Annotated in this window: 9 protein-coding genes and 1 pseudogene; 5 read left to right on the top strand and 5 right to left on the bottom strand. The window is 38.5% G+C overall.

From position 1 onward, the window contains the following. Window positions 1-60 precede the first annotated feature (60 nt). From lhgO to NSQ94_RS15065, 3 genes are all read left to right on the top strand, one after another. Window positions 61-1,269 (top strand): L-2-hydroxyglutarate oxidase, encoded by a 1,209-nt coding sequence (lhgO, locus tag NSQ94_RS15075; protein ID WP_339229563.1) that lies wholly within the window; start codon window positions 61-63, stop codon window positions 1,267-1,269. 108 nt (window positions 1,270-1,377) lie between these two features. Next, on the top strand, window positions 1,378-3,114 hold the full coding sequence (locus NSQ94_RS15070) for a thiamine pyrophosphate-binding protein (protein WP_339229561.1): 1,737 nt from the start codon (window positions 1,378-1,380) through the stop codon (window positions 3,112-3,114). Between the two features lie 628 nt (window positions 3,115-3,742). Then, window positions 3,743-5,116 carry an IS1380-like element ISGsp2 family transposase gene (locus tag NSQ94_RS15065; RefSeq protein WP_339230751.1) on the top strand — a complete coding sequence of 458 codons (1,374 nt, stop codon included), beginning with the start codon at window positions 3,743-3,745 and terminating at the stop codon, window positions 5,114-5,116. Window positions 5,117-5,637: 521 nt separating this feature from the next. Here the strand turns inward: NSQ94_RS15065 and NSQ94_RS15060 are convergent. Then, window positions 5,638-6,837, bottom strand: a complete 1,200-nt coding sequence (locus NSQ94_RS15060; protein WP_339229560.1) for an IS110 family transposase — start codon at window positions 6,835-6,837, stop codon at window positions 5,638-5,640. Between the two features lie 271 nt (window positions 6,838-7,108). On the opposite strand from NSQ94_RS15060, the gene NSQ94_RS15055 reads away from it, so the two are divergent. After that, complete coding sequence (locus NSQ94_RS15055; RefSeq protein ID WP_339229559.1) at window positions 7,109-7,717, top strand: ATP-binding cassette domain-containing protein; 609 nt, start codon at window positions 7,109-7,111, stop codon at window positions 7,715-7,717. A 703-nt stretch (window positions 7,718-8,420) separates the two neighbouring features. Here NSQ94_RS15055 and NSQ94_RS15050 read toward each other — a convergent pair. The 4 genes and pseudogenes from NSQ94_RS15050 to NSQ94_RS15035 form a co-directional block, all read right to left on the bottom strand. Then, window positions 8,421-9,095 carry an ISL3 family transposase gene (locus NSQ94_RS15050; RefSeq protein ID WP_275416949.1) on the bottom strand — a complete coding sequence of 225 codons (675 nt, stop codon included), beginning with the start codon at window positions 9,093-9,095 and terminating at the stop codon, window positions 8,421-8,423. Window positions 9,096-9,187: 92 nt separating this feature from the next. Next, entirely contained in the window at window positions 9,188-9,610 is a 423-nt protein-coding gene (locus NSQ94_RS15045) for a transposase family protein (protein WP_339229554.1), read from the bottom strand. Between the two features lie 324 nt (window positions 9,611-9,934). Beyond that, a pseudogene (locus tag NSQ94_RS15040) lies at window positions 9,935-10,138 on the bottom strand (hypothetical protein); the annotation flags it as partial. Window positions 10,139-10,352: 214 nt separating this feature from the next. After that, window positions 10,353-11,183, bottom strand: a complete 831-nt coding sequence (locus NSQ94_RS15035) for an IS3 family transposase (protein ID WP_339229552.1) — start codon at window positions 11,181-11,183, stop codon at window positions 10,353-10,355. A 122-nt stretch (window positions 11,184-11,305) separates the two neighbouring features. Here NSQ94_RS15035 and NSQ94_RS15030 point away from each other — a divergent pair, with 122 nt between their 5' ends. Beyond that, the gene (locus tag NSQ94_RS15030) at window positions 11,306-12,310 is read left to right on the top strand and encodes a transposase (RefSeq protein ID WP_152642860.1); all 1,005 of its coding nucleotides are present in this window, start codon (window positions 11,306-11,308) and stop codon (window positions 12,308-12,310) included. The last annotated feature ends 20 nt before the right edge of the window (window positions 12,311-12,330 follow it).

Here is a 12,330-nt window from a genome sequence, read left to right as displayed (position 1 = left end):
TATTTTTATACTGAAATTTCGATGAAACTTCGATGTTTAACGTTGTAAGGAGAATCCTAAATGACAGACTTTATCATCATCGGTGGAGGTATTGTAGGTTTATCAGTAGGAAAGGCATTAATCGAACAATTTCCAAATGCGAAAATAGTCGTCCTTGAAAAAGAAAGAGAATTGGCAAGTCATCAGACCGGAAATAATAGCGGAGTGATCCATTCGGGCATCTATTATACACCTGGCAGTTACAAAGCTAAGTTCGCTAAAGCGGGAAACGAAAGCATGAAGCGCTTTTGTGAAATGCATGGTATCGACTATGAAGAATGTGGAAAAGTGATCGTTGCAACAAACGAAAATGAATTGCCCAATTTACACAAACTGTATGAAAGAGGACTGCAAAACGGTTTAGATGTCCAATTATTAAAGAAAGAAGAATTGTTAGAAAAAGAACCACATGTCAATGGTTTAGAAGGTATTTACGTACCATCTGCGGGAATTGTGGATTACAAACAGGTATCTTTCAAACTTGCTGAACTGATCCGTGAAAACAACGGTGAAATTCATACAAATGAAGAGGTAAAGGCGATTGACGAACGAAGCGGAGAAGTCGTCGTCGAGACGGGAAACAAGACGTACCGAGGCAAATTTCTCATCAATTGTGCAGGTTTGCAAAGTGATCGCATCGCACGGATGGCAGGCTATCAAATTGACATGAAAATTTTCCCATTTCGAGGTGAATACTACTATATTAATGAAAACAAACGCCATTTGGTGAAAAATTTGATTTATCCGGTACCGAACCCAGAGTTTCCATTTTTGGGAGTCCATTTCACAAGAACGATTTACGGTGAAGTAGATGTTGGTCCGAATGCTGTTCCTGGATTTAAACGTGAAGCATATACGAAGACGTCATTTGATTTCAAAGACTTTTTAGAAATTTCCACGTTTCCGGGATTTTGGAAACTTGGCATGAAGTATTACAAAGTAGGCATTGAAGAAATCGTCCGGTCTTTCAGCAAAAAATTGTTCGTCAAAAACGCACAACAGTTAATCCCTGAAATTACCGAAGACGATTTAACACCTGCACCAGCAGGAGTGAGGGCGCAAGCATTAAAAAACGATGGCACATTAGTGGATGACTTTTACATTGTAAATGGAAAAAACAGCATCCATGTATGTAATGCACCATCACCAGCGGCAACAGCTTCATTAGAAATCGGCAAGGAGATCGTTAACAAAATTACTGACATCAAGGAGAATAATAAAGCGATTTGATGCTGAAATCATTTGGAGATGTCTAAAGAAATAAACATTGGACATCTCTAAATGTCAATAATTTTGTAAGCACTTACATCTATCATAATAAAGAAAGGGAAATATGCAATGGCTAAACGTACGTCGATTCAAGCAGAAAAAAGTACCATGGATGCCGTCGTACAAGTGCTCGAGGAAGCGGATGTCGAATATGTTTTTGGTGTTCCCGGCGGCTACATGATGAAATTATACGATTCCCTTGCCAATTCTTCGATTAAACCTATCCTTACAAGACATGAACAAATTGCCAGCATCATGGCTGAGGTGTATGGCCGTTTGACAGGCAAACCAGGAATCTTCACTTCTCAAGGTGCATGGGCCGTCAGCAATGGCCTCATGGGAGCGGTGGAAGCGATTCAAGGCAGTTCACCTATGGTCATGTTAACGGATATGACCGACAACGCACCTTATTCACACCACGGTTCTTATCAGACTGGTACTGGCGAATATGGCAGCTATGATGTAAAAAAAGCGGTAGAAGCGGCTACGAAATATTCCACGGTCGTCCACATGCCCGAACAAGCTGTCCAAAGTGTTCAACTTGCCTTGAAACATGCTTTAGACGGCAATCCAGGTCCATCAGCTGTCGTATTTCATAGTTCTGCAATCAATGGAACGGTCAAACCGGACGGTTCACCAGTCATTTATCATACAAAACATTACTTGTTGGATCAAACGCAAACGCCCCATCGCGACGAACTCATGAAGGCGTTACATACGTTAAAGGAAGCGAAAAATCCGTTTATCATCGCTGGAAATGGCGTGAAAGTGTCAAAAGCCTTTGAAGAATTGGAAAACTTTGCAGAGTTGTTGGGGGCACCAGTCGGAACGACAACGATGGGAAAAAGTGCATTGCGTGAAACGCATCCTCAATCCGTTGGTGTTATTGGCAACTGGGGTACACCGGTAGGAAACAAAATATTGTCGGAAGCAGATGTCATTTTGGTTGTCGGTTCAAAACTTGCGCCAACCGATACATGCAACCATCATAGGCAGTTGATCGATCCACAACGACAAACCATCATCCAAATTGATATTGAATCGAAGCATGCGAGCTGGACATTACCTGTCGACCAAGCGATCATCGGCGACGCAAAACGAGTCCTTTACGAAATGATTCAACTATTGGAACATAAAATCGAAATCGATCGTAACAAAATAGAAATACGGATCGAAAGAATTGCTCAATTGAAAGAAGATTCGGAATATATTTTTGTCGACGAATCATACGCCGACGCTCGACCAATCAAACCACAACGGGCGTTGAAAGAAATTTATGATGCGATTGATGAAAATACGATGATTACGCTGGATGCTGGTGAGAACCGTGTTTACACGATACGCCATTTTAAATCGAAAGTTTCCGGAAGCATCATTTTACCAGGTTCGGCAGGAGGCATGGGATATGCGATTCCATCTGCGTTAGTCGCAAAATTAGTTTACCCGGATAAGAATGTGTTGGCAATTGCAGGAGACGGCGGATTTTCCATGACGATGAACGGTTTGATCACCGCGGTTGAACACGACCTGCCGATCGTCACAGTGATTTTTAACAATTCTTCTTTAGGTTGGGTAAAAAATGCCCAAGGAGAGAAAAAAGTCGCTTCTGAATTTATGGACATCGATTACGGAAAAATTGGGGCAGCCATGGGATGTCTCGGGTATACTATCGATGACCCGAATGATATCAAGGGAGCATTAACCGAGGCGTTTCACAGCAATAAGCCTGCAGTGCTCGATATAAAAACGACGGATGAAGAATCTTATCATAAAGTCATGTCCGAATTGGCGACTTCTTTAGAATAAGTGTAAAACCTCGAGTCGATTTCATACGGCTCTAGGTTTTTTGTTTGTAAAGAAGAAATGGGCGGAGTGACATCATTTCCTTTGCTCCGTATCGAATTAACTATGATAGATCCATCGGCTAGACGATTTTCGATTCTATTCGCTTTCGTATTGGTGATGGAAATCACTTGCATGATTTTCTTTCAATTTTTACTTCGAAAAAGAAACCTCTTACATTCTCTCCCAAACAAGAAGAGATGAGATTTCAATAAAATAAGTCATATTCTTATTACAGTGAACACAGCGAATATGGCTTCATACAAGCTTTACAACGAGTGCGAATTTTTAAATCTTGTTGAAGATGTTCCAAGCTCAAAAATTAGCAAATGACATGCTTGATCGAATTCTTCATCATATGGACAGTTGTCAATATTGTGGTTTAGATGACATTCATTCAAAAAATTTGTAAACTTCAATCATTTAATCCTATATGACTGAATCTATACCGGATTATTCAAAATGGTACATTACTAAACAATCGAAAATATATATTCCTGAATCCGTGACAAAACATCTTTACAATGGTCGCAAACCGTTGATACGATAAGGGAAAACGACGTTGACGATTCTTCATCAAGTAGGTGATGTGATGAAAGATTTCCCGATTCGGTTTGTATTGACAGATGAAGCGATTACCCCAAGTGCTGGGCTTGCTCTCGTTGGCTACTTACTCCATCGAACGAAACTGGATAAACGGGTAAACGCACTTCGGCTTCCAACGGTTCGTCGAGAAGTGCACATTTCCCATAGCGATGTCATTCGCTCGATGATTGGCTTGCTTGCCACAGGAAAAACGGATTTCGATCATATCGAAGCGTATCGTCAGGACGATATCTTTTCGGCATCGATGGGGATTCAGCACGTGCCTTCCTCTCCAACCTTGCGACAACGACTCGATCAGCTCGCTTGTCTTCCGATGACCGAAACGATTCTTTGGGAGGAGTCCATACGTCTGTTGATTCAACGACATGCCACTTTGTCCCCTTGTTGGACCAAAGGAAAGACGACATGGCTTCCCCTTGATATAGATGGTTCCCCATTTGACAACTCCGATACGAAAAAAGAAGGAGTCAGTCGAACGTATAAAGGATTTGACGGTTTTACACCGTTGTTTGCGTATGCAGGGAAGGAAGGGTATCTCGTTCATGCCGAGTTGCGTCCAGGGAAACAACATGTGCAAGACAACATGCCCTCGTTTTTAGTCACCGCTATCCGTCGAGCTCGTCAACTGACTTCATCTCGTCTGCTTGTTCGCATGGATGCAGGAAACAATGCAGAAGCGAATGTGCACGTATGCCTAAAGGAAGACGTGGACTTTGTCATCAAGCGAAACTTACGCCGAGAATCGAAAGCGCTTTGGTTCCAGATCGCTTCGCAAAAGGGCAAACGTGTCGATGATGGACAAAGCGAAGGAGTACAAACCTATGAGCTATGCCTTCCACAGAAGGCAGCGATCGATGGAAACACGTATACGTACGTTCAAGTCACCCAAGTGACGGAACGGACGATGGAACGCAATGGACAGCTGATGCTCGTTCCTGATTATGAAGTGGAAAGCTATTGGGTGCGGCTCAAAGGATACGAGCATGTTCGAATGAGCGATGTGCTCGCGTTGTATCATGACCATGCGACATGCGAACAGTTTCATAGCGAACTGAAGAGCGACTTAGATTTAGAGCGGCTTCCATCTGGGAAGATGAAAACGAATGCGCTCGTGTTGGTCATGGGAGCCTTCGTTTACAATCTTCTTCGTCTGATTGGACAAGATCTATTAAGCGATCCGAGACATCCGTTGCACCACAAAGTGAAACGCCGCCGCATCAAGACGATTATTCAGACGGTGATCACGATGGCAGGGCGACTCGTCCGTCGATCACGACAGATCTGGATGAAACTGACGCGAAGGAGTGGCTATAGCGAGCCCCTACTGAACGTCTATCAGAAATGGAGAGAGGCAAGATAACGAACGAATGTTCGGGCACTGATGTCCAACGTCACTCCCTGTGCTTTTTTGTCTATTTTTTTGGTTCGTATACCTAAAAAAGAGATTTGTTCCATTTTCGGAAATAGAGATGACATAGGTCATAAGCATAAAAGGGTTTTATGGATTATCAATCCATCAAAATTACAACAAAATCAAAGTCGATTTCAATTCATCACGGATTCAGGTATATTCTTATATTTACATTTAATGTAAAAACACAAAAAGTTCATAAAATGTCTAAATTAATTGTATTTTAATATTTTATTCAATTTGTTAATTGATATAATTAAAATAAGAAAAAATATCTATATAAAACAGGCAAAAATTGAGACTAAAGTATGAAGTAACAAAAGACCAGCTATAAAAAGTCAAGGGAATTTTAAGAAATATTTTTAGGCAGTATAAAACGGAGAATTTGTTAAAATTGGGCACACCAAATAAACCTTAATTTAGTCATTTTTAAATTAAGGTTGAAGAAACATTAATTTTAATCAATATTATTAAGTATCTAATTGTGGTCTTGGTTCATATGGCTTGTTATCACGAAGTATTGCGAAAATAATATGAGTTAATTTGCGTGCAACCGCACCAATGGCAGTTCCATGAGCTTTTCCACGCTTACGCAGTTTTTGATAGTATAAAGAAAGTGCTGGATCATGATTGCTAGCGACAAAAGCAGCTTGCCAAATAGCTCGTCGTAAATAAGGCGAACCACGTTTAGAAATCCTTGTGTTACTGCTGTTAAAATCGCCTGATTGGTGAACTGATGCATCTAAACCAGCATAAGCAACAAGTTGTTCTGGTCGTTCAAAACGATCAATAGAACCAATTTCACCAAGAATTACACAGGCAGTTACATCGCTTATGCCCGTAATCGTTGTAAGATAATGCTTTTGTCTGTTCGATATTTCAATCATGACTTCTTCAATCTCTTTTAGATGTTTTTCAATTAATTGAATTTGTTCAAGGAGAAGTTGAATCTGTAGCTTGAACACATCTGTACCAATAGTTATGCCAAAGGTATTTAATGTGCTTTCTCTTAGTTGATCGGCTTTCTTTAATGCTCGTGACTCGCCATATCTACCATTACTAGCTTCCTGTAAAAGGTTTGCTAATTCTTGGGGGTCAATTTCAAGCAAATCTTCAGGTAGCGTGTAATTCATTAAAACTTCTGTAGAGGATTTACTAAAGGTATCAGAAAACAATTGTTCATATTCGGGAAATACTTGATCAAGTAACGAAATCACTTTTCGCTTAATATCAGAAACTTGATCCACAAAACTATAACGCAGACGTTCTAGATGTCTTAATTTAAGTAAATCTTCTTTTATAAATGGCGTTTCATCTGGCGAGTCAATTCTAATCACTTGAGCGATAAGATAAGCGTCCTTTACATCGTTTTTTGTTTTGCGTAAATAAAAATTACGTAATGAATCTGATTGAAGAGGGTTAAATACAGTTGTTTTAAACCCTAATTTATGCACAAATGAAAAAATAGATAACCAGTAGTGACCTGTGGCTTCAAGCCCGATTACTGAGTTATCAGGTGCTAATTGATGTTGGTTAAAGAATTCAAGTAGTTTTTCACTACCAGATTTTGAATTCTCAAATCGTAAGGTTTTACCAATTGGTTGTCCCTTTTCATCAATTACACCAACTTCGTGATGACGTTTACCAACATCGATACCAATATAAAACATAAAGATACACCGCCTGAAAATATTTTAATCAGATGGAGGAATCCTCTAATCTTTATAGATATCCAACCTCGTCCGATATGCGACAACGAATGTGTCATCCAGCTCATTCGAATAATTCTATAAAGACAGAGGTGCCAGTCTTTTCAACGAAGACAATACTTCAAGGAGGATAACGACAACCTCTATCTGACTAAATACATTATATCTTAAAAAGATATAACGATTTAAACTAGTTAAAAACTAGCTAATAACAATATACGAGGAGATTACAGTGAGTATAGAATTTAAAGGCTGTACTAAAAAATTCAAAGAAAAAACGATATTAAGTAATGTTAACTTTACAATACAGAAAGGTCTTTATCATCTAAAAGGTCGAAACGGTGCTGGTAAAAGCACTGTTCTTAGAATGATTGCTGGCCTTGATAAGAAATATTTAGGTCAAATTGCTGTCAGCGGAAATTCTATTCTGTATTTAAATGTTGATCCAATTGGAATTCGCCCTTTTACAATTAGAGAAAATCTTGAGATTTTGTGGAATACCTTTAATATTAAGTTGTCCGAAGAGCAGCTCTCAAAAGTAGATGAGTTTTTTGATGGTAATTTGGACATATCATATAGTAAAGCATCTACTGGGATGAAAGCTAAAATAGGATTATCTTTAATTTTAGTGAAGGATTGGGAAGTTATACTTATTGATGAAGCCATGTCAACAATAGATTCTGAAAGTATCAAAATACTTTCTGAAAGATTAATAACTCTATCAAACAAAGTAACGATTATATATGTGTCTCATAGTATGATAAACAAAGAATTAATTGATAATTCGCGTGCTATTTATATAGAAAAAGGTGAACTTTCGTGGGAAAATATCCAAAGTTAATATCGTTTGTCTCGTTCATTCTATATGTATTACTAAATTATTATTTTTTATCCTTCGCTGTTTCTTATAAAATAGTAGGATATCTTGAAGAATTTGAGGAAATTAGAGAATTAAGAAAAATATTATCTGATAACATTAACTTTGAAGAAATAGTTACAAATTTCTCATTATTCTTAACGTTAATAAGTTTTTTAGTCCAATATATTATCGCAAAGTTTTTATTGACTATTTTTTCACCTGATATTAAAGTATACCTTTATTATGCTTTGGTACCTAAACTATTTATAACAATGGTTAACATAATTTTTATAGGGTTATTCCAAATATATAATCTCTTATTATATCAATTTACAGCTCTATTAGGAGCCTTTTTAATAATGTTTTTTCTTAAATGCAAAAAAGCCAACTGGACAGCATCTATACTTTTTTCGTCAATTTTCTTGTTAGATTCTTTATACACATTTGGTAAATCTTTATATTCATTATTATAATGCCATTTATACTGTTAAATATTATGTCTCATCACCATATTCTGTGATGTTCACACAATTCCGGAAATAAGTTAGCGAGATTGATACTCAATCTAGAGTAGCTCCTTCGTCAGCTTGCAGACCACTAAGTTGGTAGATGGAAGCGGTCAAGTGCTTTCCTTGACGGATTCCATTCTACCAACTACAATGCGGAAAGCTGATGAAGGGCATGGTTAAGCAACCTGATTTTTATAAGTTTTACCTGTACATTCCAAAAATACACGTAGCCGAAATCTTTCAAGGTTTCTGAAGCCAAAAGCACGTCTTTTGATGTTCTTTATCTTATGGTTTGTCCCTTCAATCCGGCCATTCGTAAAAGGGGTAAGAAAATATTGTAAAATTTGTGCCTTCCAATTTTCTATCGTCTTGGCAACTTGATGAAATGAAGGAAATGGGCTGCTCCATGCGAGTTGAATCCATTCTTCTAAGAGTGAATCAGCTGTATCATAGTCATTCACTTGGTATATTTCTCTAAAGAGTTCTTTTAGAAAATAGGCATATGACAATTCTGAATGCTCTTTGAGCATCTCGTCTAATTGTTGTTTTTCATTAGCCGTTAACTTTTCAGAACCTTTCAAGAGTTTAAACCGTCCCTTTTTTAGTCCAGGAGTTTTCTTTCTAACTTGGTCAAGTGCATGTGTCACCTTTTGCACCACATGATATTTATCAATGACGATACAGGCCTCTGGGAATATAGATTTAACAGCTTTATGGAAGGGATCCCACATATCCATAACAACGGTATGAACACATTTATTAGACAGAATCTTCTTGGCAAGTAAGATCTGAGTTGAATGATAACTCCGTTGATGTTCCATACCAAGCACACTCCCGGATTGGGTATCCATAAGAACTGTTTCATATCGGTGACCCTTTCGGACAGCGATCTCATCAAGGCTAAGGATTAATTCATGGTTTTCTAAAACACTTTCAAGAGTTTCTAAATGCTCCTTCTCTTTTTCTTTAGCAACGGAATAAAATATTCTTTCAACAGTTGTATAAGGTATTCCTTTCGACTCACTTCTTGGATAGTAGAGCCAATGCACATTTCGTACAGATATTCTCTGTACCGATTGGTCTGATGCTTATTAGGACGGATAGATTCAAATGTTTGTGAAAATACCTCATTACAGTTGTGACAACGGTATCTATACACTCTGACAAATAAGAAAAGGGGCTTACCTAATACGGACAAGTCACGAACCTTTCTTGTCCGCCAGTCATGGACATGACTAGAAAAAAAACCGCAGTAAGAACAGCGTTCTTCTGTAGTATTTTTCTCAACATGTAACAAATTGCAATCTTCAAGAAACACTTGTTTAACAACTTCAAATTCTGGCAAATCTAGTGATACGGAAAACACTTTAGAACCTCCTGTTATGTAAAGTCACGCTAACATTATTGCCAGGAATTCGTGAGTGTTTTCCTTATTTTTTGGGTTAAATCACAAAATGTGGTGATGAATCAATATTATTTAGTACTAATGTTGGAGGATTAATTAATATTTTTATACGTTGAGCGTTTTATTATTAAAAGTGTCATGTTGAGAGATTCACTGGTACTGTCAAGAATTTTGTGTAATGTAAGATAGATAGGGTATCTCTGAAATGGATTGGGAATGGACAGGGGACTCGTTTCTTCCGCCCAGGGGCAGTTCATTCCTTGATAAGCCTCTATCGGATTTGTGTCATTCGAAAACGGTTCCCAGAAAGAGAATAAAACGTTTTATACATCGCTTTCTCCCTCCTTCGCTAAGAGTCGCCGTACACGGTGACCGGTGGCGTTTTACATAGGCATTGTTCTGTAGATGAAAGAAGACGGCTTCGGTTACCCGTTGGCCGTCTTCGTACACATATACACCGTGTTCGTCATAGAGGAGTTCAATCAATTGTAATGCACCCCTTTGTCAAGACACAAATTGATAATATTTAAGTTATCCATTCTCTCCTTTCGCTATGAATGTGGTGCGTGTGCGATAAAGGCTTGACATGGAGCCTCTACGGGCACGATTTTTTGCGCTGGAGCGATGGACAGATAACATCGCATGGCTAAAACAGCCTATCATGCCCGTCTCTCCATATAAAGCCTCTCATCACGTTCGATGGTTAGGATGCTTGAGCCATCTTAGGTTGCTTGTACACTGTTGCTGGCGTCAAATAGTCCAAGGATTGGTGAGGTCGGTCTGTATTATAGAACGTAACATAGCGTCGAATGCCTTTTCGCAACTCTTTAGGATTATCGAATTCATTGAGATAGATACATTCATACTTTAAAGCTCTAAAGAAGCGTTCCGTACGACTATTGTCTGTTGCTCGTCCTTTGCCATCCATTGATACCTGGATGCCATACTCTTTCAACAGCCCGAGATAGTCAGCGTTTGTAAAATGGCTGCCCTGGTCACTATTGATGATGGTCGGCTTACCATGACGCAATGCCCGCTTCAGACAGTTGATGACAAATCCTTTCTCCAGCGTACTAGATAACTCGTAATCGATCACTTTGCGGCTGAACCAGTCGATGATGGTAAACAGATACATAAAGCCCCGTCCCATACGAAGGTAGGTGATATCCACTCCCCACACATGGTTCGGATGGGTGATCTCCAATCCACGGAGCAGGTAAGGTCGGCAGTACTTGGCATGTAGCCTCTTACTAATGTTGGGTTTAGGGTAAATAGCTTGTATACCCATAAGGCGCATGAGACGGCGTACGCGTTTACGATTCACATCAAATCCTTTCTCACGAAGTTTCGCAGTCATGCGCCTGTAGCCAAAGTAGGGATGAACTGTATAAAGCATATCCATTTCGTGCATGAGCATGATGTTTTCTGAGCTTTCTGTTTGCCCCTTTGATTGGCGATACACGCTAGTACGATGAATACCTAATAACTGTGCCTGACGCTTGATGCTGATCGATGGGTGATTGAATTCGACCATAGCCTTTCGTTCGTCAACAGACTTATTTGAGTCCAGATTTTTTTTCTTAGACGGAATAAATAACACCAACATTAAATTTAGGTTATAATAGACCTGAATTTTATTTAAGTTGGTGATTATTTATGCGTACCAAAAATAGATTAAATCCAATCGAATCAAAATACTTTAGACCCGAGATAACTAATTGTCCAGAATGTGGTAATAAATTAGTATACTGTCACCCTGTTTGGAGAAAAACAATTTCTACCCTAAAAGGTGAATTTAAAATCATAAATCTAGGATACCGATGTGAGAATAACTCCTGTTCTAATGACACCGTATATCGTTCAGCTGAAGCCGAACAATTAAGTATGAAGCACATTACTTATGGAATGGATGTCATCGCATATATCGGATATTTACGGTTTAAAGAACATAAGACTCGATCTGAGATAGCTACTATATTATCGGAAAAAGAAGTGAAAATTTCTGAGAGGCAAGTACAGAAACTTTATGAAAGATATGCGTTATTACTGCGGGCAAGCGTTAAAGAAAATATGAAAGAGACATTAGAAAATATTGTGAAAGAACATGGAGGACTTGTCTTATCTATTGATGGTGTCCAACCCGAAAAAGGTAACGAAACATTGTATGTCATCCGTGAAGTTCTTAGTGGTACTATTTTAGCTGCACATAATTTAAAAAGCAGTGCTTCTCAAGAACTGATAGGTATTATTCAACCCATTTTAGACTGGGGTTATCCAATCCAAGGTTTTATCAGTGATGGGCAACAATCCATTCGTTTAGCAATTGAACAAATAGCTCCAGATATTCCGTATCAATATTGTCAGTTTCATTACTTTAAAGACATAGCCAAACCATTAGTTGAAAAAGATAGAAAACTAAAAACGAATATCAAAAAGAAGCTAAGGGGAATAAGGGAAGTTGAAAGAAAAATTGAAAATTCTCCATCTAAAAACATAGAAGAAGAGGTAGCAAGTGACTATATTGCGGCTATTCGATCCGTTCTTCTAGAAGATGGTAAGCCACCATTCGAATTACCAGGCACTTGTGTTTTTGAACGAACGAATGCGATTAAAGATTCGATTGAAAAATGCCTGGATAAAAAAGGGGACTCCTCTACTTGAAAAGTTGTTCAGAATAGTCA

The organism is Aeribacillus sp. FSL K6-2833 (genome assembly GCF_037965815.1).
In the GTDB taxonomy this organism is placed as follows: domain Bacteria; phylum Bacillota; class Bacilli; order Bacillales; family Aeribacillaceae; genus Aeribacillus; species Aeribacillus composti.
The sequence above is the reverse complement of the archived record's forward strand: the minus strand, read 5'-3'. Positions and strand labels throughout refer to the sequence as shown.

Bases quoted from the DNA above. Each gene is read 5' to 3' on its own strand.
- lhgO (WP_339229563.1), top strand. From the start codon at position 61: ATGACAGACTTTATCATCATCGGTGGAGGTATTGTAGGTTTATCAGTA.
- NSQ94_RS15070 (WP_339229561.1), top strand. From the start codon at position 1,378: ATGGCTAAACGTACGTCGATTCAAGCAGAAAAAAGTACCATGGATGCC.
- NSQ94_RS15065 (WP_339230751.1), top strand. From the start codon at position 3,743: ATGAAAGATTTCCCGATTCGGTTTGTATTGACAGATGAAGCGATTACC.
- NSQ94_RS15060 (WP_339229560.1), bottom strand. From the start codon at position 6,837: ATGTTTTATATTGGTATCGATGTTGGTAAACGTCATCACGAAGTTGGT.
- NSQ94_RS15050 (WP_275416949.1), bottom strand. From the start codon at position 9,095: ATGGATACCCAATCCGGGAGTGTGCTTGGTATGGAACATCAACGGAGT.
- NSQ94_RS15035 (WP_339229552.1), bottom strand. From the start codon at position 11,183: ATGGTCGAATTCAATCACCCATCGATCAGCATCAAGCGTCAGGCACAG.
- NSQ94_RS15030 (WP_152642860.1), top strand. From the start codon at position 11,306: ATGCGTACCAAAAATAGATTAAATCCAATCGAATCAAAATACTTTAGA.